General features: G+C 61.6%; 21 protein-coding genes. 13 read left to right on the forward strand and 8 right to left on the reverse strand.

What is annotated here, in order from left to right:
• The first annotated feature begins 23 nt into the window (after positions 1-23).
• From ACR0AO_RS11535 to ACR0AO_RS11565, 7 genes are all read left to right on the forward strand, one after another.
• Complete coding sequence (locus ACR0AO_RS11535; protein WP_480603543.1) at positions 24-356, forward strand: AtpZ/AtpI family protein; 333 nt, start codon at positions 24-26, stop codon at positions 354-356.
• Between the two features lie 2 nt (positions 357-358).
• Positions 359-1,126 carry a F0F1 ATP synthase subunit A gene (locus ACR0AO_RS11540; RefSeq protein WP_480603545.1) on the forward strand — a complete coding sequence of 256 codons (768 nt, stop codon included), beginning with the start codon at positions 359-361 and terminating at the stop codon, positions 1,124-1,126.
• Between the two features lie 70 nt (positions 1,127-1,196).
• Positions 1,197-1,421 carry a F0F1 ATP synthase subunit C gene (locus tag ACR0AO_RS11545; protein WP_005981269.1) on the forward strand — a complete coding sequence of 75 codons (225 nt, stop codon included), beginning with the start codon at positions 1,197-1,199 and terminating at the stop codon, positions 1,419-1,421.
• Between the two features lie 86 nt (positions 1,422-1,507).
• Entirely contained in the window at positions 1,508-2,059 is a 552-nt protein-coding gene (locus ACR0AO_RS11550; protein WP_480603546.1) for a F0F1 ATP synthase subunit B', read from the forward strand.
• A 5-nt stretch (positions 2,060-2,064) separates the two neighbouring features.
• On the forward strand, positions 2,065-2,625 hold the full coding sequence (locus ACR0AO_RS11555; RefSeq protein WP_480603548.1) for a F0F1 ATP synthase subunit B: 561 nt from the start codon (positions 2,065-2,067) through the stop codon (positions 2,623-2,625).
• A 78-nt stretch (positions 2,626-2,703) separates the two neighbouring features.
• Entirely contained in the window at positions 2,704-3,549 is an 846-nt protein-coding gene (locus tag ACR0AO_RS11560) for a hypothetical protein (RefSeq protein WP_480603550.1), read from the forward strand.
• Between the two features lie 8 nt (positions 3,550-3,557).
• The gene (locus ACR0AO_RS11565) at positions 3,558-4,340 is read left to right on the forward strand and encodes a class I SAM-dependent methyltransferase (RefSeq protein ID WP_480603552.1); all 783 of its coding nucleotides are present in this window, start codon (positions 3,558-3,560) and stop codon (positions 4,338-4,340) included.
• Here ACR0AO_RS11565 and ACR0AO_RS11570 read toward each other — a convergent pair.
• Entirely contained in the window at positions 4,337-5,107 is a 771-nt protein-coding gene (locus tag ACR0AO_RS11570) for an FCD domain-containing protein (protein ID WP_480603554.1), read from the reverse strand. The genes ACR0AO_RS11565 and ACR0AO_RS11570 overlap by 4 nt on opposite strands.
• A gap of 158 nt (positions 5,108-5,265) precedes the next feature.
• Here ACR0AO_RS11570 and ACR0AO_RS11575 point away from each other — a divergent pair, with 158 nt between their 5' ends.
• The 5 genes from ACR0AO_RS11575 to ACR0AO_RS11595 all read left to right on the forward strand — a co-directional run bounded on the left by ACR0AO_RS11575 (position 5,266) and on the right by ACR0AO_RS11595 (position 11,347).
• On the forward strand, positions 5,266-6,474 hold the full coding sequence (locus ACR0AO_RS11575) for an aminotransferase-like domain-containing protein (protein ID WP_480603556.1): 1,209 nt from the start codon (positions 5,266-5,268) through the stop codon (positions 6,472-6,474).
• Positions 6,475-6,519: 45 nt separating this feature from the next.
• Entirely contained in the window at positions 6,520-6,906 is a 387-nt protein-coding gene (locus ACR0AO_RS11580) for a hypothetical protein (RefSeq protein WP_480603558.1), read from the forward strand.
• Positions 6,907-7,048: 142 nt separating this feature from the next.
• Positions 7,049-10,504 (forward strand): chromosome segregation SMC family protein, encoded by a 3,456-nt coding sequence (locus ACR0AO_RS11585; protein WP_480603560.1) that lies wholly within the window; start codon positions 7,049-7,051, stop codon positions 10,502-10,504.
• A gap of 45 nt (positions 10,505-10,549) precedes the next feature.
• Positions 10,550-10,927, forward strand: a complete 378-nt coding sequence (locus ACR0AO_RS11590) for a hypothetical protein (protein ID WP_480603562.1) — start codon at positions 10,550-10,552, stop codon at positions 10,925-10,927.
• Between the two features lie 60 nt (positions 10,928-10,987).
• The gene (locus ACR0AO_RS11595; RefSeq protein ID WP_480603564.1) at positions 10,988-11,347 is read left to right on the forward strand and encodes a hypothetical protein; all 360 of its coding nucleotides are present in this window, start codon (positions 10,988-10,990) and stop codon (positions 11,345-11,347) included.
• Between the two features lie 129 nt (positions 11,348-11,476).
• On the opposite strand, the gene ACR0AO_RS11600 is transcribed toward ACR0AO_RS11595, so the two are convergent.
• Positions 11,477-12,025: a hypothetical protein gene (locus ACR0AO_RS11600; RefSeq protein WP_480603565.1), complete on the reverse strand. Its 549-nt coding sequence runs from the start codon at positions 12,023-12,025 to the stop codon at positions 11,477-11,479.
• 157 nt (positions 12,026-12,182) lie between these two features.
• Here ACR0AO_RS11600 and pncB point away from each other — a divergent pair, with 157 nt between their 5' ends.
• On the forward strand, positions 12,183-13,475 hold the full coding sequence (gene pncB, locus ACR0AO_RS11605; RefSeq protein WP_480603566.1) for a nicotinate phosphoribosyltransferase: 1,293 nt from the start codon (positions 12,183-12,185) through the stop codon (positions 13,473-13,475).
• Positions 13,476-13,477: 2 nt separating this feature from the next.
• Here the strand turns inward: pncB and ACR0AO_RS11610 are convergent, their stop codons facing one another.
• From ACR0AO_RS11610 to ACR0AO_RS11635, 6 genes are all read right to left on the reverse strand, one after another.
• Entirely contained in the window at positions 13,478-14,410 is a 933-nt protein-coding gene (locus ACR0AO_RS11610; protein WP_480603568.1) for a DMT family transporter, read from the reverse strand.
• Positions 14,374-14,895, reverse strand: a complete 522-nt coding sequence (locus ACR0AO_RS11615) for a hypothetical protein (protein WP_480603570.1) — start codon at positions 14,893-14,895, stop codon at positions 14,374-14,376. Before ACR0AO_RS11615 ends, ACR0AO_RS11610 begins: the two co-directional genes overlap by 37 nt.
• Complete coding sequence (locus ACR0AO_RS11620) at positions 14,888-16,339, reverse strand: aldehyde dehydrogenase family protein (protein ID WP_480603572.1); 1,452 nt, start codon at positions 16,337-16,339, stop codon at positions 14,888-14,890. The genes ACR0AO_RS11615 and ACR0AO_RS11620 overlap by 8 nt, the downstream gene beginning before the upstream one ends.
• Positions 16,340-16,415: 76 nt before the next feature.
• Entirely contained in the window at positions 16,416-18,014 is a 1,599-nt protein-coding gene (locus tag ACR0AO_RS11625; RefSeq protein ID WP_480603573.1) for an ABC transporter ATP-binding protein, read from the reverse strand.
• On the reverse strand, positions 18,011-18,826 hold the full coding sequence (locus tag ACR0AO_RS11630; RefSeq protein ID WP_480603574.1) for an ABC transporter permease: 816 nt from the start codon (positions 18,824-18,826) through the stop codon (positions 18,011-18,013). Before ACR0AO_RS11630 ends, ACR0AO_RS11625 begins: the two co-directional genes overlap by 4 nt.
• Positions 18,823-19,770, reverse strand: coding sequence for an ABC transporter permease (locus tag ACR0AO_RS11635; protein ID WP_480603576.1), 948 nt, complete (start codon positions 19,768-19,770; stop codon positions 18,823-18,825). Before ACR0AO_RS11635 ends, ACR0AO_RS11630 begins: the two co-directional genes overlap by 4 nt.
• Positions 19,771-19,781 lie beyond the last annotated feature (11 nt).

Raw genomic sequence — 19,781 nt, forward strand, 5'->3', positions numbered from 1 at the left:
AAGACTGCGTGAGGGAAACGCCCGTGACAGATGATGACCAAAAGCAGCGTATGGCGCAGCTTGAGGCCAAGATCGAAGCGGCGAAAAAGGCCAAACAGCCCAAAGCCCGCGCGGATGCCGACATATCCGGCGGCGAACTTGCCTGGCGGATGGTCATCGAAATGGTTTCCGGTCTGGGGATCGGATTTGGCATCGGATATGGGCTGGACAGCCTGCTCGGGACGATCCCGATCTTTCTGGTGCTGTTCACATTGCTGGGCCTTGTCGCGGGCGTGAAGGTTATGCTCCGCAGCGCGAAGGAGGTTCAAGAGAAACAAGCGGCCTCATCACAGGCCGAGAAGGACGAGAGGGACTGAACGTGGCGACCGAGACCACCGCAGCAGAAGGCAGCAGCCTGGTTTTCCATCCGATGGACCAGTTCATCGTCAAGGTTCCCAAGTTCCTGGGCGGCGGCACCGAATTTGCCTTCTACTCGATCACCAACGTGACGGTCTGGCTGTTCTTCTCGGTTCTGGCCATCATCGGACTGCTGGTTCTCAGCACCTCGAAGCGCGCCATCGTGCCGACCCGGATGCAGTCCATCGCGGAACTGACCTATGGCTTCATCTACAAGATGCTCGAGGATATCTGCGGCAAGGAAGGTCTGAAGTTCTTCCCCTATGTCATGACCCTGTTCATGTTCATCGTCAGCGCGAACTTCCTGGGCCTGATTCCGACCTCGTTCACCACCACTTCGCATTTCGCGGTCACCATTCCGCTTGCGCTGGCGGTGTTCCTGACCGTGACCATTCTGGGCTTCGTCAAGAACGGTGCCGGGTTCCTGAGCCTCTTCTGGGTGTCCAGCGCGCCGCTGCCGCTGCGCCCGATCCTGGCGATCATCGAGCTGATCTCGTACTTCGTGCGTCCCGTCAGCCACTCCATTCGTCTTGCCGGTAACGTCATGGCAGGCCACGCCGTGATCAAGGTGTTCGCAGGCTTTGCCGCGATTGCCGCGATCTCGCCTGTGTCGGTTCTGGCCATCACCGCAATGTACGGCCTTGAGGTCCTCGTGTCCTTCATCCAGGCCTACGTCTTCACCATTCTGACCTGTGTTTACCTCAAGGACGCTCTGCATCCGCATCACTGATCAGGGTGCTGCCCTGAGCACAGGAACGATAACCCAACATCGAAACTTCCAATTCGTAAGGAGATACATCATGGAAGGCGATCTCGCACACATCGGCGCAGGCCTGGCAGCAATCGGTTCCGGCGCTGCCGCAATCGGGGTGGGCAACGTTGCAGGCAACTTCCTGGCCGGCGCTCTGCGCAACCCTTCGGCGGCTGCTTCGCAGACCGCAACCCTGTTCATCGGTATCGCATTCGCAGAAGCCCTGGGGATCTTTGCATTCCTGGTCTCGCTGCTGCTGATGTTCGCCGTCTGATCTGCGGAACCTGATCCTTACGCGCGGGTGGGCCCAAGCCATAGCGGCCCACCTGTTGTAAAGACAACGTTCCGACGGAGGACATCATGGCGACTGAACCCATTAGCGAAGAAGTGGTTGGCTCGTGCGTCGACTCGCATGGCTCTGCCATCGGGATGCCGCAGCTCTGCTTCGATTGGTTCCCCAACCAGATTTTCTGGCTGGTCATTACGCTGGTCGTCATCTTTCTGGTCCTGTCCCGCGTGGCTCTGCCCCGCATTGCGGCAATTCTGGCTGAACGTCAGGGGACCATTACAAATGACCTGGCTGCGGCCGAAGATCTGAAGGCCAAAGCGGTCGAGGCTGAAGAAGCCTATAACAAGGCGCTGGCCGATGCCCGTGCCGAAGCACAGCGCATTGCCGCCGAAGCACGTGGTGAAATCCAGGCTGATCTGGACGATGCCATCGCCAAGGCAGATGCGGAAATTGCCGCCAAGGCAGCTGAATCGGAAAAGGCGATTGCCGAAATCCGTGCCGGCGCGCTGGAAAGTATTCAGGTGGTGGCCAAGGATACGGCGGCCGAGCTTGTCACTGCCCTGGGCGGTCAAGCCGAAGCTGGCGATATCGCGGGCGCCGTCGCTTCGCGAGTGAAAGGATAGAAGACATGCGCAACATTCTTGCCTTTGTCCTGACCGCAGGCGCAGCTAGTCCCGCCTTTGCCGCTAGCGGCCCGTTTTTCTCGCTGGGCAACACCGACTTTGTCGTGCTGCTGGGCTTCATCGTGTTCATCGCGGTGCTGTTCTATTTCAAGGTCCCGTCGCTGATCGGTGGCGCACTGGACAACCGCGCCACAGGTATTCAGGCGGAACTGGACGAAGCGCGCGCCCTGCGTGAAGAAGCTCAGACTCTGCTTGCGTCCTATGAGCGCAAACAGCGTGAAGTGCAGGAGCAGGCCGACGCCATCGTTGCAGCTGCAAAGGAAGACGCGATTCTGGCCGCAGAACAGGCCAAGGTCGATCTGCAGAAATCCATCGCCCGCCGTCTGGCGGCCGCGCAGGACCAGATTGCCTCTGCCGAGGCTTCGGCGATCAAGGAAGTCCGCGATCAGGCGGTTTCCGTTGCCGTGGCTACTGCCGGTGAAGTTCTGGCCAAGCAGATGAACGCGGCGCAAGCCAACAAGCTGATTGATGCATCCATAGCGGATGTCGAGGCAAAGCTGCACTGAATTGGAACGGCCCGTGCGTGCGGGCCGTTTTTTCATTTTTTGCGATTTTCGCCAGAGGTCGAGGATACTCTGACCAAGATGGACACACCGCCTGATCTCAATATCGTTGGCGTAGTGCGCAATGGCGGCCCGGCGCTGTCCTCTACACTGGATCGAATCAATTTGTTGCGGGAAAGGCTGTCGGACAGCCGGGTGATCATAGCCACCAACGACAATACCGATCAGACCGACCAAATACTTGCGGCGTTTGCGGAAGCGGACGACAGTGTTGAGATTCTGCGCCTGGACGGATTGAGCGAAACATGTCCGGATCGGGTGGAGCGGATCGCAACTGCACGCAATGCTGTTCTGGGGCGGCTGTTCGATTCAAAACCGTATCACCCGTTCACCCTTTGGCTGGATTTGGACGGACCGAACACGGCCTTGAACCCCGAAGAGGTCGTGCGGGCAGCCTGTCGGGCTGACGTCCAGTGGGATGGCGTGTTTGCAAATTCGGTACCTGCCTACTACGATCTATACGCGTTGAGATGCGAGGGTTGGTGCGACCGGGATGTGTGGCATTTCATCGATTCCAAGTACCCTCGGAGGTTCTTACTCCGCCGCAAACGCCGGCAGAAGATCCGCGAGCATGTGTTTGACCGCCAATATAGTATCTCTCCGGATCACCCTCTGATACCTGTCAAAAGCGCGTTTTCCGGTCTGGGCCTTTATCGGAGCCACGCGATTGAAGGCCTGCAATATTTCGCCCGGCGCGGGGATGGGCGAGTGGTTTGCGAGCATGTCCTGCTGCACGAGCAAATGCTTGCGAAGGGATCCAAACTCTATATCGATCCGGGCTTGACGACGATTGCGCCTTCTGAACATCTAGGCAAGACCAGCGGCGCGCCATTTCCTGAGCGAATAATGGGCTCTTCTGAACTGTAAGGTGCGATATGCCTGTTTCTCCACTCTCCGGCCAACCCGGATCGTTGCTGTTCGAGCATAAAGTCATCGGAAAGCACACCGCGCGTTATTTTCTGGATGCCTCTTGCAACTACATTTGGGTCGAGTCACCGGATTGGCTGGAAGAGGCATACAGCGACGCAATTGCCCTGACGGACACCGGGATTCTCGCGCGCAACCTCAACAATATTCGGATAGTATCCACGGTGATGCATACCAACGGGTTGGCGGGTACGCGGGGCGTCGATCTGGGAGGGGGGTACGGGCTTTTGGTGCGCGGGCTGCGCGATACAGGGATCGCGTTTTATTGGAGCGACCCTTATGCGGAAAATCTGATGGGCCGCGGGTTCGAAGCCGAGGATGGACTTTTCGACGTCGCCGCTGCCTTCGAAGTGCTCGAACATTTGCCCAACCCCCTTGCGTTTCTGAAAGAGGCACGCGAGCGGTACGGGTTTGATACGCTGTTCTTTTCAGCAAACTGTTTTTGCCCCGACAAGATTCCCGACCAAGACTGGTGGTATTGGGCCTTCGAAACCGGCCAGCATATCAGCTTTTTCTCGGAACAATGCCTGGACTTCATGGCGGCTGAGCTGGGAATGCACAAAGTGCGCTTGAAAAATGACGTCTACGCCTTCACGACGCGCTCCAACTTGCGCTGGCCGGGAATGATCACCCGTGGACTAGTTGCAAGGCGAGTTCGCAAAAGCAGTCTGCTGGATCAAGATTATCAGAAAATGAAACGCCGGGCGATTGAAGAACAAAGCCGGTCCTAGCCCCGCCCGGTTTCATGTTCCAGCCGCTGCCGTGCGATGGCGTCGTTCCGTTCGGCCTTCAACTGATCTGCAAGGCATTGCTCCACAAAACTGAGATGCCGTTCGACCGCGGCGCGCGCGCCCGAAGGGTCGCGTGCCTGCAGGGCGGTATTGATGGCCCGGTGCTGATCCAGGATCGCCTCGCGCGTCGTGCGCTGGTTGAACATGACCCGACGGTTATAGAACACGCCCTGCCGCAGCAGATCAAACATCGAGCGCATCATGTGCAGCATCACCACGTTGTGGCTCGCTTCGATGATTGCCATGTGAAACTGGGCATCCAGTTGCGCCTCGTCATCGGTCGCGCGGCGCTTTTGCGCGGCCTCCATCTTGTCGAGAAGGGTCTGGATCACCTTCAGATCGCTCTCTGACCCCAGTCGCGCTGCGCGCTCGGCGGCCAGCCCTTCCATGTCCTTGCGGAAGGAAAGATAGTCGAACACAGCCTCGTCATGGGCGCTGAACAGCCGGATCAGCGCAGGCGAAAAGGCTGACCCGAGAACCTCGGCGACATAGATACCTGACCCGGCCTTGGCGGCCAGCAGGCCCTGTTCCTGCAACTCTGCGATCGCGTCGCGCAGCGAAGGGCGCGATACACCCAGCCGCTCGGCCAGTTCGCGTTCCGACGGCAGCCGTTCGCCCGGTCGCAGGATGCCGCGCAGGATCAGAAGCTCGATCTGGCGGACAACGGCGGTGGACAATTTTTCCGACTGGATTTTCTGGAAGGGCATCCCGGGCTCGCTCAGATTGGTCAAAACATATGACCACGCAAGGCTGGATTCCGCAAGATTACGCGGCAGCCGATCACGAGATTTGAAACATTAGGTCAGATATGTTGACTTTAATCCGGTCCCAAATAGGCTCCGACACGCGCCACCGGAGGAGAGCCATGTCACTGGATCAGATTTTCGCAACACGGGCATCCCGGATGAAAGCGTCGGAAATCCGCGAATTGCTCAAGTTGCTGGACCAGCCCGGCATCATTTCGTTTGCTGGTGGCATCCCCGACCCGGCTCTGTTTCCCGCCGACGCCTTTACCGAGGCTTTCGCCACCGCCCTCGACCCCGCGCATCAGGCGCAGGCGCTGCAATATTCGGTAAGCGAAGGCTATCATCCGCTGCGGCGCTGGATCGCCGCCGAGATGGGCCGGATTGGTATCGCCTGCGACATTGACAACATCCTGATCACGTCGGGTTCGCAACAGGCGCTTGACTATCTGGGCAAGCTGTTTCTTTCGCCGGGCGATACGGCGTTGGTCGGCTGGCCCACCTATCTTGGCGCTCTGGCCGCTTTCAATGCCTATGAGCCGCGCTTCGATCAACTGACGATCAACGCAAACCGGCCCGCAGCGGATTTTCAGGATGCGGCGCAACGGGCAGGCGGGCGGGTCAAGTTCGCCTATCTCTCACCGGATTTCGCCAACCCGACCGGCGAGACCGTCGACCGTCGTGGACGAGAATCCCTGCTGGATCTGGCCGATGGTCTGGATTGCGCGGTGATCGAGGACGCGGCCTATCAATCGCTGCGCTACGATGGCCAGGCGGTGCCGCCGATGCTGGCGCTGGAGATCGCGAGCAAAGGCTCGATCGAGGCATGCCGCACAATCTATTGCGGCAGCTTTTCCAAGACGCTGGCGCCGGGGCTGCGTGTTGGGTGGGCGGTCGCCGCCAAGCCGGTCATCTCGCAAATGGTGCTTCTGAAACAGGCCGCCGACCTGCATTCCTCGACCATAAATCAGATGGCGATTGCTCATGTGGCGGAAAACCACTTCGACGCGCATATTCCAAAACTTCGCTCCGTGTACCAGCGGCGGCGGGATGCCATGCTGGCCGCACTGCGGGATCACATGCCCGATGGCGTCGAATGGACCCGGCCCGAGGGTGGTATGTTTATCTGGGTCACCCTGCCCGCCGGGGCGGATGGGGCGGATCTGCTGGCCCGATCGCTGGATACGGTAAAGGTGGCCTTTGTTCCCGGACAGGCCTTTTTCGCAGACGGCTCCGGGGCCAATACGCTGCGGCTGAGTTTTTCCTGCTCGGACGAGCCCATCATTCACGAGGGCATACGCCGACTGGGAGAGGTGTTGCGGTCGGTCTAGAGATCCGGAAACCTTCCGTTAACCAATAGCTGCGACAGCTAGAATATGCTTCGCTGTTTGCCGCTTTTGGCATTGGTGGCCTGCACCAGTGCCACGCCCTATTTCAAGAACGCTCCCGCAACCCGCGTCGATGTGGGCGGCAGCGTCTTTGATGTGCGGGTTCGGGGGAATCTCGCCGAGGCGGTTCGTGTGAACTCGCAATATGCCCCGCGTCTGGGGCCAATCCGAAAACGGGCAGGGGTGGCGATGGCACGGGTGTCAGGCTGCGACGTGCTTGAAGTGCTGGGCGATGCCGCCGTGACCACCGGGGTCCTGGGGTGCGACCGCGCCGCCGGAGAGCAATTGTTGCAGATCGCACGGTCCACGCCCAATTACGACTGCGTCGAATTCGACGGTCCCTATTATACGGATTTTGAGTGCTATCCCTATTGAGCGCCCCTGCAATCACCGCGGAATCGGCAAGATATTGTGGATAACTGCCTTTGTTCTGCCATATACAGCGTATCTTCGTTGACTCGATGCCCTTCCATTGCGCAGACTCGAAGACCATGGGAATCACGGGACAGGACCGCCTTTGCGCTTCAACAAGCTCAGACTGACCGGCTTCAAAAGCTTCGTCGATCCGACCGATCTGATCATCGCGGACGGTCTGACGGGTGTGGTTGGACCAAATGGCTGCGGCAAGTCCAACCTGCTGGAGGCCTTGCGCTGGGTGATGGGCGAAAACCGCCCCAAGGCGATGCGCGGCGGCGGGATGGAGGATGTGATCTTTGCCGGGGCCTCGACCCGGCCTGCCCGAAATTTTGCCGAGGTCGCGCTGACCCTCGACAACACCGAACGTCTGGCGCCTTCGGGGTTCAACGACAGCGACCAGCTGGAGATCATTCGACGCATCACCCGCGATGTCGGAAGTGCCTACAAAACCAACGGCAAGGATGTGCGGGCACGGGATGTGCAGATGCTGTTTGCCGATGCCTCGACCGGGGCGCATTCTCCGGCGCTGGTGCGTCAGGGTCAGATTGCCGAGCTGATCAACGCCAAGCCCAAGGCGCGGCGCCGCATTCTGGAAGAGGCGGCGGGGATATCGGGCCTGTATCAGCGGCGGCATGAGGCCGAGCTGAAGCTGAAGGCGACCGAGACGAACCTGACCCGTGTCGATGACGTGCTGGAACAGCTGGGGGGGCAGCTGTCGCAACTGGCGCGTCAGGCCCGGCAGGCCGCACGATATCGCGAAATCGGCGAACACCTGCGCCAGGCCGAAGGCATGCTGCTCTATCGCCGCTGGAAGGAGGCGGATCTGGCCCGTCAACAGGCCGAAGACAAGCTGCGCGAACGGATCACCGAAGCATCCCGCGCCGAGGCCGAGGCGCGCAAGGCTGAGACCGCCCGCGTCGCGGCGGATGAGATTTTGCCCCCCCTGCGTGAAGAAGAGGCCATCGCCGCCGCCGTCCTGCAGCGTCTGCAGGTGCAGCGCGACACGCTTAGCGATCAGGAAACGCGCGCGCGCCAGGCCATCGAAACCTTGTCCGCGCGTATTCAGCAGCTGGGCCGCGACATCGAACGCGAATCCGGCCTGAACCGCGACGCGGGAGAGACCATCGAGCGCCTTGAATGGGAAGCCCGGGAACTGGCAAAGGCGGCCGAGGGGCACTCGGACAAGCTTGCCCAGGCGGCGGACGTCGCCCGCGAGGCGGCGGCCATCCTGCAGGAGCGCGAGGATCACCTCTCGCAGGAGACCGAGGATATGGCCCGTCTGGTCGCCCGGCATCAGTCGGCGCAGCGTCTGGTCGAGGACAATCGCAAGACGCTGGCACGGTCGGAGGCCGAAGAGGAAAAGGCGCGCGGCGCCATGGATGAGGCACGGGGCGCGCTAAGCCGCGCCGGTGAGGCTTTTGACGCCGCGCAGGAGGCCGAGGAGGAAGCCCGCGAAGCGGCTGAAGCCGCCGAAGAGGCACTGGCGGAAGCCGACGAATTGCGCAGCGATACGCAGGCGCGCGAGGCCGAGGCGCGCGCCAGACGATCCGAGGCCGAGGGCGAGCTGGGTGCCATCCGCGCCGAAACCACCGCGCTGGCCAAACTGGTGGCGCGGGACACTGCCGAAGGCGGGCAGGTCATGGACCTGTTGCGGGTGGAGCCCGGTTTCGAAAAGGCGTTGGGGGCGGCGCTGGCCGATGACCTGCGCGCACCCGTGGTCGAAAACGACGGCCCATCGGGCTGGGTCAAGGTGCCGGGCTATGACGCCGATCAACACCTGCCGGAAGGGGCAGAGCCGCTGTCTCTGCATGTCTCCGGCCCCGAGCGTCTGAGCCGCAGGATTGCTCAGATCGGCATCGTCAATTCAGATGACGGCGCCCGCCTGCAACCTCTGCTGAAACCCGGACAGCGGCTGGTGTCGCGTTCGGGTGATCTGTGGCGCTGGGACGGGTTCCGCGCCTGGGCCGAAGACGCGCCAAGTGCGGCGGCGATGCGGCTGGAGCAACTGAACCGTCTCGAAGCGCTGAAACAGGAACTGGCCCGCACCGAGGCGCAGGCCGACGGCGCCCGCGCCGGTCACGAGGCGCTGTCCCGGCAACTGGCTGAGGTGACCGAGGCTGACCGCCGCGCCCGCGAGACCCGCCGTGCCGCCGATCAGCGCGTCGCCGAAACCGCCCGCACGCTCAGCCGCGCCGAGGCGGACCGCAACCTTGCGCAGGGCAAGCTGGAAACCCTGTCCCTGTCGGTGGATCGCCACAAGGAAGACGCCTTGAGCGCCCGCGCCCAGTTGCGCGAGGCCGAAGGCGCCCTAGCCGGGCTGGGCGATGTCGGTAGCGCCCGCGCCCATGTCGAAGACATAAAGCAGACGGTCGAAGCCGCACGGATCACCATGCTGACCCACCGCTCGACCCATGACGAACTGCGCCGCGAGGGCGAGGCCCGCACCCGCCGCTCGCAGGAAGTTACCAAGGATCTGAGCGGCTGGCGTCACCGTCTGGAAACCGCGGGCAAGCGAATTGCCGAACTGGCTGAGCGCAAGGCGACCTCGGAGGAGGAACTGGCCGATGCGATGGCCGTTCCGGGCGAGATCGCCGAAGCCCGGGAGGAGTTGCGCGAACAGACCGAGGTCGCCGAAACACGCCGCGCCCAAGCTGCGGACCAGTTGACCGAGGCTGAAACCCTGCAGCGCACCGCCATTCTGGCCGAGCGCGAGGCAGAGCGCCTGGCCTCGGAAGTGCGTGAGGCCCGTGCCGCCGCCGAAGCGCGGTGCGACGCGGCGCGCGAAACCGTTCAGGCCGCTGCCGAACGGATTGCCGAAGATCAGCAACTGACCCCGAACCAGCTTTTGAACCGACTGGAGATCGATCCCGACCGGATGCCCTCGGCCGACGCGTTGGAGGCCGAGGTGAACCGCCACAAGCGCCAGCGCGATGCGATGGGCGCGGTGAACCTGCGGGCCGAGGAGGATTCGCGCGAGGTTCAGGAAGAATACGACACTCTGAAATCCGAGAAATCCGATCTGGAAGAGGCGGTGAAGGCGCTGCGCAGCGGAATTTCCAGCCTGAACCGAGAAGGGCGCGAGCGGCTGCTGACGGCGTTCGAACAGGTGAACACCAACTTCGCCATGCTGTTCAAGCATCTGTTCAACGGCGGCGAGGCCAATCTGGTGATGGTCGAAAGCGACGATCCGCTGGATGCGGGGCTGGAAATCATGTGCCAGCCGCCGGGCAAGAAACTTTCGACCCTCAGCCTCCTGTCAGGTGGTGAACAGACCTTGACCGCAATGGCGCTGATCTTTGCCGTTTTCCTTGCCAATCCGGCACCGATCTGTGTACTCGACGAGGTCGATGCGCCGCTGGACGACGCCAACGTGACGCGGTTCTGCGACCTGCTGGACGAAATGTGTCGTCAGACCGAAACCCGTTTTCTGATCATCACCCACCATGCCGTGACGATGGCGCGGATGGACAGGCTGTTTGGTGTGACTATGCAGGAACAGGGTGTCAGCCAGCTGGTCTCGGTCGACCTCAAGAAAGCCGAGGCGATGGTCGCCTGAGCGTTCTCAGTAGCGCAATGCGGAAATTTCTGTTATCATTCTAGCATGTTACTTGTTTCGTTGGTATGTGTTCTGGCTATTCTGTCTGCGCCTTCCCACGCGCAGGACGTGCAGGTCGGACAATTCTGGTCCACGGGATACGAGGCTGCTTTTTCGGCCACGCCGCGCTTTTCCGAAAGCCGGTCTTTCGATGCCACGGCCAAATCTGAACCGGTTTCTCATGCCCCGTCACTGCGGGAGCGGTTCGGCGGCGGCGTTTCGATGGGAATGGTGCAGTTGCAGTGGCACGGTGCATTTTGCCTCAGTCTTCGGAAAATGTTCAACCGCTGCGATCTGTTGGTCGAGAAGGACCAGGTAAGGCTGTATTCGCGGGAAAGCTCCGGGCCGCTGCGGCTTCGAATCCAGCTGAGTGTACGCCCTTAGATCCGCGTCTTCACCGCAACGTGACTCCCTGTCGGGCACGTTCTGATCCAAAATCGCGCCATGAAAACACCTATCGCAGTTCTATTGCTGTCCGCGACTTCAGTGGCTGCTGCCGAGTGGCGCACCCGACCGGGTGATGTTCCGCTCAGTCACGCGGAATTGGTATCCCTCGAAGGTCAGACGCTGACATTTTATGATGATGGTCAATCCAAATACGAGGCCGATGGCGCTTATTCCTATACCTATTCAGTCGCAAACGGAGGCGGGACTGCCTTTGGAAACTACCGGATTGCCGAAGATGGAAGCGTGTGTGTCGAGTTTCGAAATGGTTTCAGCCGGTGTGACCTGTACGTTCGCAGCGGTGACCGCCTGATTCTGATCAACGAAAAGGGCGAACGGTATCCGGTGCGCCCGAAATAGCGCGTCCGGTCAGCGTGACAGCGCTCGTTGCCATCGTGCCGTAAACGGGAAATGGCAGCGGTTCAAGCTATACCGCCGGAGCCACCCACTTTGCCTATGGCGAGGTTGATGACTCCCGCGCGTTGGACTCTAGCGCTGCACGACGGCGGCCAGCAATTTGGCGACCACAAGAAGAAGAACGGCAACCCCGATCGCCAACCCAATGCGCGCAATCGGCGACTGACGCTGCGGCGGCGTGTCATTGCCTGCGGGGCGTGCTGATTTACGTTTCCTCCCACGTTCTCCGGGCAGGGGGCGTGCCAGCAAAAGATGATCCATGAATTCTGCAAAGTCGAAATCGCCGCAATACTCACCTTTCAGCGAGGTCGATTTGACGTTGCGAAGGAATTTTCTGAGGATGAAATTGCGCGCGGATTGATCACGGACCGGATAGAACCCGTCCGGTGCGCCGCTGTCATAGGTGTTCAGCCCGAACCCGGAATCCAGAAACAACTGTCGCACTTTGGGCGAGGCGCCGCGCAATGCGTCGGCAGTCTTTACATCGCGGAACAATGCAATCTTGTTATGCGCCGAATTCTTGTCGATGCCTGTTTGGCTCAACAATTCAACGAACTGTTCGTTCTCGAATACCTCATCCGGCATAATCGTAAAAATGTCGAAATCGTACCTGAGAGCCATCTCAACACTCAATTTTCACCTTTTACCCAAAATCCGGGAAATCGCCAAAACCATCTGCGCCCGGACCATGACACAACTGCGATATTGTCATGTATCAGGGCGCTCTTGCCAATCTCATTGTCGCTTGTTCTAAGTATTTGCAGAACAGGAGCGCCCTATGATTGATATCGCGACACGTGTATACAATCACAAGTGGAAAATTGATCCGATTGTACGGTCTCTGATCGACACGGACTTCTACAAACTTTTGATGTGTCAGTCAGTGTTTCGAAACAAGCCACAAACAAATGTGGAGTTTTCGCTGATTAACCGGTCGACTCATGTACCTTTGGCCGATCTGATCGACGAAGGCGAGCTGCGCGAGCAACTGGACCATATCCGCTCATTGCGTCTCAGCCGGGGCGAAAGCACCTGGCTGCGGGGCAACACGTTTTATGGCAAGCGTCAGATGTTCCGGCCCGATTTCATGGAGTGGTTCGAAAATCTGCGCCTGCCGCCCTACCATCTGGAACGCAAGGGCGATCAGTACGAACTGACCTTCGAAGGCAAATGGCACGAGGTCATGCTGTGGGAAATCCCCGCGCTTGCCGTGCTGATGGAGTTGCGGTCGCGGGCGGTCCTGAACGGGATGCGCCGGTTTGAATTGCAGGTGCTTTATGCCCGCGCCATGACGCGGGTCTGGGAAAAGATCGAGCGTCTGCGGGGCATCGACGGTCTTGGCATTGCCGATTTCGGCACCCGCCGCCGCCATTCCTTTCTTTGGCAGGACTGGTGCGTGCGGGCGATGATCGAGGGGTTGGGCAAATCCTTTACCGGCACCTCCAACTGTCTTATCGCCATGCGGCGCGAGGTCGAGGCGATCGGCACCAATGCGCATGAGCTGCCGATGGTATATTCCGCACTTGCCGAAAGCGACGAGGCGCTGGCCCGGGCCCCCTATGACGTTCTGAGCGACTGGCATGACGAACATGACGGCAATCTGCGGATCATTCTTCCCGACACTTACGGCACCAAGGGGTTTCTGGAACGTGCGCCCGACTGGCTGGCGGGCTGGACCGGGATTCGCATCGACAGCGGCGACCCGGCGACAGGGGCCGAAATTGCCATCGACTGGTGGAAATCGCGCGGCGAGAACCCGACCGAAAAGCGGGTCATCTTTTCCGACGGTCTGGACGTGGACAAGATCATCGAGTTGCACGCGCGCTTTGCCGGTCGCGCCAATATCTCGTTTGGCTGGGGCACGCTTTTGACCAACGATTTCCGCGGGCTGGTTTCCGACGACCGGCTTGCCCCGTTCTCATTGGTCTGCAAAGCGGTCTCGGCCAATGGCCGCCCGACTGTGAAACTGTCGGACAACCCCGAAAAGGCGATGGGGCCGAAGCCCGAGATCGAACGCTACAAGCGCGTGTTCGAGGTCGGCAGGCAAGAGCCGATCAAGGTCGTCGTCTGACGTCAGACCGGTTTGCGGCGCATGCGCCGCTCGCGCCAGATCACCATCAATCCTCCGGCGGCAATGAACAGCGCGCCTGGGAAAAGGTCTGACCACGGTGTCTCGTCAAACACCAGCCACCCCGCGATGAACGCGATGGGGATACCGAAATAGCTGAACGGGGCCAGGTTGCTTTGCTCCGTCATCCGGTAGGATATGACCAGGCAAATAACGGCGGTGCCGCCGAATGTCCCCATCGCGATGATCCAGAAGAAGTCCAGAAATTGCCCGATCGGAGAAAACCCGCCTGCGATGAGGGCAAGAACCGTGGCGCCCATCAGGGCGGCAACCGCCGAATAGAGGTTCACAAGCGGGCTGGGCACATCCCTGTCCATCAACCGCGCCGAAACTCCGGTCAGCGCGTACAGGAACGCGGCACCCAAAGGGGCGGCCGCATCCAGCGAAAACGTATCGCTCCCGGGTTTCATCACCAGGATCACCCCGGCAAAGCCGATCAGGACGGCTGTCCAGCGAATGACGCCGACGCGTTCCCCCAGCATCGGTACGGCAAGTGCGGTCATGAAAACCGCATTGGAATAGGTGATCGTTGTCGCGGTGGCAAAGGCCAGCTTGCCCAGCGAATAGTAGAACAGGAACTGGGCGAAGGTTACGTAGATCCCCCGCATCAATCCCAGCTTCCATTGGCGGATCTTCCAGAGCCGCCCGCCTTTCCGCCATGCCGGCGAAGACCACAGGGCAATCAGTGCCGGGAAGATGCCGAAGAAATTGCGATAGGCCGAAAGCTCCGCCGCGGTATAGCGGGGCGACAGGTACTTGATGATCAGCCCCATGAAGTCGAACAGGACAAGGGCAAGCAGCGACAAAGCGATGGCCAGCGCCACGTTGTCCCGCCCGGCGCTCATCTCGGATGCCTTGACGCCCGGAACACGATCCATATGGCCGCAAAGACGCCAATGAACCCGCCGATATAGCTTGCGTCATGCATCACACCGGCGCGCAGGAAACCGACCGGGTCGGTGAAGTGGCCGGGCAATTGCATCTGCGCCGCGGTCTCGGCATCCACAACCATCAGTCCGAAGACCCAGCCGATGCCGGCGGCCAGCGAGGCGGCAAGCAGAACCGCGAATGTCGCGCGCAACCCCGCCGACCAATATTCCCTTGCCGAGGACAGCAGCAGCAGACCCAGCAGAAAGGGCGGCGAACCCACCAGAACCCCCATCCACCAGCTTGCCTGCCAGCCGACGATCGCGGCCCCTATGCGCGGCGGAGTATCGGCGGGGATGGCGAACTGAAGGAACTTGAAGTGATGAAAATAGTCCGGCCCGACCGAATAGGTGACCTGATTGTGCAGTGCGCCGAACGCCCCGGCGGCGACGGCGGCAACGATGACGAGCGACAGAAACACTCCGATTCTAGCCATGATAGGCTGCCACCGTTTTCAGCTGGGAAAAACCGTAAAGCGCCTCGAATCCTTTCTCGCGCCCATGGCCCGACTTGCCGACGCCACCGAACGGCAGTTCCACACCGCCGCCCGCGCCATAATTGTTGACGAACACCTGGCCCGAGCGCAGCCGTTTGGCCAGACGCATCTGCCGCGCGCCGTCGCGAGTCCAGATGCTGGCGACCAGCCCGTAATCGGTGCCGTTGGCGATGTTGATGGCTTCCTCTTCGGTCTCGAAGGGGATCAACACCTGAACCGGCCCGAACACCTCGTCCTGTGCCAGACTGTGATCTGGTGGGACATCGGCAAACAAGGTGGGTGGCACATAGGCGCCGGATTTCGGCGCGTGGCCGACGATCTGCCCCTGGGCGGCCATGGTCAGATCCGCCCCACGGGCCAGAAAGCCCTCGACTATGTCCTTCTGGCGGGCCGAAATCAGCGGCCCCACGCGCAGGTCGTCGGTGGCGGGGCCAACGGTCAATTGCTGATACGCCTCTGCCATGCGCGCCCTGACCTGATCATAGATACCGCGTTGGGCAAGGATGCGTGACGAAGCGGAACAGGTCTGGCCTGCGTTCTGGATACCGGCATTGACCAGAAAGGGCAGGGCGGCGTCCAGATCGGTATCGTCGAACACCAGTTGCGGGGATTTCCCGCCCAGCTCCAGCGTCACCGGCACCACGTTGCGCCCGGCGGCCTGTGCGACCTGCGCGCCGGTGGCGACCGAGCCGGTGAACGAGACGTGATGCACGCCCGGATGTCCCGACAGCGCCGCCCCGGCCTCGGCCCCGAGGCCGGGAACCACGTTCAGCGCGCCTGCGGGCAGCCCGGCCTCGGCTGCCAGATGAGCAAAGGCCAGCGCGGTCAGACAGGCCTCTTCGGCGGGTTTCAGGACGCAGGCATTGCCCATCGCCAACGCCGCGCCGACCGACCGGCCGATGATCTGCATTGGATAGTTCCAGGGCACGATATGCCCGGTCACCCCGTGCGGTTCGCGCAGGGTATAGACGGTGTATCCGTCGAGATAGGGAATGGTTTCGCCCGTCACTTTGTCCGCAGCGCCGCCATAGAACTCGCAATACCGCGCCAGCGCCATCGCATCGGCCCGCGCCTGCGTCAGGGGTTTGCCGACATCCGCCGCCTCAAGCGCGGCCAGGTCTTCGACGCGTTCCAGCACCAGTTGCCCCAGCCGTGTCAGAATGCGCCCCCTCTCCAGCGCGCTCATGCGGCCCCACGCGCCTTCGAGAGCGGTTTGTGCCGCCTGGACCGCTTTGTCGATGTCCCCGGTGCCGCCGCGGGCGATCCGGAAGATTTCGGACCCGTCTGAGGGGTTGATCAACGGCAGGGTGTCACCCGATGCCGCAGGTTGCCAGACGCCGCCGATCAGGCAGAGGCCGGGATCAAACCAGATTGCGTCACTCATGGCGCGGGTCCTTTTCTTCGTTTTGCGAACAGGTTTTCTTGCAAGGCTGTTCGCGTCGGTTGTTGGCCAGCCCCGGTCATGCCGTTCCCCATCGAATGTTTGGCAAACGGGGGGCCGCGGCGATCAGCGCTTCGGTATAGGGGTGCTGGGGGTCGGTCAGCACACGTTCGGTTTCACCTTCTTCGACGATCCGGCCGGCTTTCATGACCAGCACCCTGTCGGTGATCGTGCGCACCACGCTCAGGTCATGGCTGATGAACAGATAGCTCAGGTCATAGGCGTCGCACAGTTCGGCCAACAGGTCGAGAATCCGGGCGCGGACGGATACGTCGAGGGCAGAGACTGCCTCATCGAACAGGATCAGTTCCGGACGGATGATCAACGCCCGCGCAATGGCGATGCGCTGGCGCTGTCCACCGGAAAATTCGTGGATGTATTTGCCCGCGTCTTCAGGTCTCAGGCCCACGGCGGTCAGCATTTCGGCGACCCGGTCGGCGCGCTCCGATCCGGCCGGAGGGGTTTTCAGCAGGTGAAGCGGCTCGGCAATCAGGCGCGCGACCCTGTGGCGGGGGTTGAAGCTGCCGAACGGATCCTGAAACACGACCTGCATCTTGCGGCGCACCGCAAGATTGGGTTTGTTGCCGCTGAACACCGGCTGCCCGTCCAGCAGGATATGGCCCCGCTGGACCTCTTCCAGCCCCAGAATGGCCCGTGTCAGGGTCGATTTACCACATCCGGATTCGCCCACCAGCCCCAGACGTTCGCCCCGGTGCAGAGTGAAACTGACGTGATCCACCGCACGGTGATGCATTGGTTTGCCAAACAGGCGGGTGCGCGGCAGGCGATAGTCACGGACGGCTTCGGCGACCGACAGAAGCGGCCCCGGCGCCCGGGATTCAGGCAGGACAACCTGATGGCCCGACGCCTCGAACAGCATACGGGTATAGGGGTGGCGCATATCTGTCAGCAAGCGGCGGGTGGTGTTGCTTTCCACTACTTCGCCCTGGCGCATGACCACGATCCGGTCGGCCATGTCCGCGACCACGGCCAGATCGTGGGTGATCATCAGAAGGCCCATGCCGAATTCCGACACCAGACCTTTCAGCAGGTCGAGGATTTGCGCCTGCGTGGTCACGTCGAGCGCGGTGGTCGGCTCGTCCGCGATCAGCAGCCTGGGTTGCAACGCGATAGCCATCGCGATCACCACCCGCTGGCGCTGTCCGCCCGACAGTTCGTGGGGAAAGCGACCAAGCGGAAACCGGTCGGGCGGCAGACCCACGCGCGTCAGCACCTCGCGCGCGCGCTTTTCCGCCCTTTCGGGCGTCATCGCCCTGTGGATCAGGATCGTTTCCATCACCTGATCGCCGATGGTCCTGACCGGGTTGAGTGCCGTCATCGGTTCCTGAAACACCATTCCGACCGCCGCGCCGCGCAGGCGGCACATCTCGGCTTCGGAGCGGCCAAGCAACTCCTGCCCGTCCAGCAGGATCGATCCGGTCGCATCGGCGCCATTCGGCAAAAGCTGCATGACCGCGAGCGCGGTCATCGACTTGCCCGACCCGCTTTCACCGGTGATGGCCGCAATCTCTCCTGGTTTGATCGCCAGGCTCACATCCTTCAGGATGGGCGCGCCATGGATTGAAAGCGACAGGTTGTCGATCTGCAGCAGGCTCATGCGCGGGCCACCCGGATACGCGGGTCAAGCCAGTCGCGCAGCCCGTCACCCATCAGGTTCAGCCCCAGCACCGTCAGGATGATCGCAAGGCCGGGGATCAGCGCCAGATGCGGGGCAAAACTGACCATGGTCTGCGCATCCGCCAGCATCCGTCCCCAGCTTGGCGTCGGCGGCTGCGCGCCGAGCCCGACATAGCTGAGCCCCGCCTCGGCGAGAATGCCCAAACTGAACTGGATGGTGCCCTGCACGATCAGCAGGTTCGCGACGTTGGGCAGAATGTGTTCCGCCGATATCCGCGCCGCTCCCTTTCCGGCAACCCGGGCGGCCATGATGAATTCGCGCTCCCACAAGGACAGCGCCGCGCCACGGGTGATGCGGGCGAAGACGGGGATGTTGAAGATGCCGATGGCGATGATGGCGTTCACCGCTCCCGCACCGAACACGGCGGTGATCAGGATTGCAATGATCAACGATGGAAAGGCAAAGACCAGATCGTTGCCGCGCATGATCACCTCGTCCAGCCACGTTCCCTTGCGCGCCGCCGCCGTCAGGCCCAGCGGCACGCCAAAGCCCATGCCGATACCTACCGCGACCAGCGCTACGGCGATAGAGGTGCGCGCGCCCACCATGATCATCGAGAACATGTCCCGCCCGAAATGGTCCGTTCCGAACCAGTGCTGCACGTTGGGGGGCTGCAGTTTTCCGGGGATGTTCAGCGCCGCATGATCATGGGGCGTCCAGACAAACGACAGCAGCGCCGCCAGCACCACCAGCGAGGACAGGCCCGCGCCCAGGATCAGATTGCGGCTCATGTCCGGCTCCTCAGGCGCGGATCGACGGCGGCATAGGCCAGATCGACCAGAAAATTCACCGTGATCACTGCAAAGACCAGCAGCATGACGACCGATTCCACCACGATCAGGTCGCGGGCCGAGATGGCCTGAAACACCAGCCGCCCCAGACCGGGCAAATAGAACACCTGTTCGATGATGATCGATCCCGCCAGCAGGAACGAGAATTGCAGCCCGATGATGGTCAGCACCGGGATCAGCGCGTTGCGCACCCCGTGCCGCCACAGCGCCTGACGGCGGGAAAGGCCCTTGGCGCGCGCGGTGCGCATGAAATCCTCGCCCAGTATATCCAGCAGCGATGACCGCATGACCCGCGCCAGAATTGCCGCTTGCGGCAGAGCCAGCGCGATGGCGGGCAGGGTCAGCGAATGCAGGCCCGCCCAGACCCCGCTTTCCCAGCCGGCGAACCCGCCCGCATTGAACCAACGCAGGTTGATGGCAAAGATCAGCACCAACATCATCGCGAACCAGAAATTCGGCACCGCGATACCAAGCTGGGTCGCCCCCATCACCGCCATATCGCCGGCCCGGCCGCGTCGGGCGGCGGCAAAGATACCGGCCGGAAACGCGATGGCTGTCGACAGTGTCAATGCGAACAGCGCCAGCGGCAGCGATACCCACAGCCGGTCCGCGATCATGTCCGAGACCGGTGTGCGATAGGTGTAGGACGTGCCGAAATCCCCCATCAGCATGCCGCCGGCCCAGTTGAAATACCTTTCGACCCTGGGCACATCCAGGCCCAGCTCGGCGCGCAGCGCGGCCAGCGTGTCGGGCTGCGCATTGACCCCCAGCATGAATGACGCCGGATCGCCCGGCGCCACCTCGATCACCGCAAAGATGACGACAGAGGCGACCACCAGACTCAGGATCAGCGAGGTCAGGCGTTTGAGGGCATAGCGCAGCATCAGCGCCACGT

This window comes from Ruegeria sp. AF8, from assembly GCF_056541825.1.

Bases quoted from the DNA above. Each gene is read 5' to 3' on its own strand.
- ACR0AO_RS11545 (WP_005981269.1), top strand. From the start codon at position 1,197: ATGGAAGGCGATCTCGCACACATCGGCGCAGGCCTGGCAGCAATCGGT.
- ACR0AO_RS11550 (WP_480603546.1), top strand. From the start codon at position 1,508: ATGGCGACTGAACCCATTAGCGAAGAAGTGGTTGGCTCGTGCGTCGAC.
- ACR0AO_RS11555 (WP_480603548.1), top strand. From the start codon at position 2,065: ATGCGCAACATTCTTGCCTTTGTCCTGACCGCAGGCGCAGCTAGTCCC.
- ACR0AO_RS11560 (WP_480603550.1), top strand. From the start codon at position 2,704: ATGGACACACCGCCTGATCTCAATATCGTTGGCGTAGTGCGCAATGGC.
- ACR0AO_RS11565 (WP_480603552.1), top strand. From the start codon at position 3,558: ATGCCTGTTTCTCCACTCTCCGGCCAACCCGGATCGTTGCTGTTCGAG.
- ACR0AO_RS11570 (WP_480603554.1), bottom strand. From the start codon at position 5,107: ATGCCCTTCCAGAAAATCCAGTCGGAAAAATTGTCCACCGCCGTTGTC.
- ACR0AO_RS11575 (WP_480603556.1), top strand. From the start codon at position 5,266: ATGTCACTGGATCAGATTTTCGCAACACGGGCATCCCGGATGAAAGCG.
- ACR0AO_RS11580 (WP_480603558.1), top strand. From the start codon at position 6,520: ATGCTTCGCTGTTTGCCGCTTTTGGCATTGGTGGCCTGCACCAGTGCC.
- ACR0AO_RS11590 (WP_480603562.1), top strand. From the start codon at position 10,550: ATGTTACTTGTTTCGTTGGTATGTGTTCTGGCTATTCTGTCTGCGCCT.
- ACR0AO_RS11595 (WP_480603564.1), top strand. From the start codon at position 10,988: ATGAAAACACCTATCGCAGTTCTATTGCTGTCCGCGACTTCAGTGGCT.
- ACR0AO_RS11600 (WP_480603565.1), bottom strand. From the start codon at position 12,025: ATGGCTCTCAGGTACGATTTCGACATTTTTACGATTATGCCGGATGAG.
- pncB (WP_480603566.1), top strand. From the start codon at position 12,183: ATGATTGATATCGCGACACGTGTATACAATCACAAGTGGAAAATTGAT.
- ACR0AO_RS11610 (WP_480603568.1), bottom strand. From the start codon at position 14,410: ATGGATCGTGTTCCGGGCGTCAAGGCATCCGAGATGAGCGCCGGGCGG.
- ACR0AO_RS11615 (WP_480603570.1), bottom strand. From the start codon at position 14,895: ATGGCTAGAATCGGAGTGTTTCTGTCGCTCGTCATCGTTGCCGCCGTC.
- ACR0AO_RS11620 (WP_480603572.1), bottom strand. From the start codon at position 16,339: ATGAGTGACGCAATCTGGTTTGATCCCGGCCTCTGCCTGATCGGCGGC.
- ACR0AO_RS11625 (WP_480603573.1), bottom strand. From the start codon at position 18,014: ATGAGCCTGCTGCAGATCGACAACCTGTCGCTTTCAATCCATGGCGCG.
- ACR0AO_RS11630 (WP_480603574.1), bottom strand. From the start codon at position 18,826: ATGAGCCGCAATCTGATCCTGGGCGCGGGCCTGTCCTCGCTGGTGGTG.
- ACR0AO_RS11635 (WP_480603576.1), bottom strand. From the start codon at position 19,770: ATGCTGCGCTATGCCCTCAAACGCCTGACCTCGCTGATCCTGAGTCTG.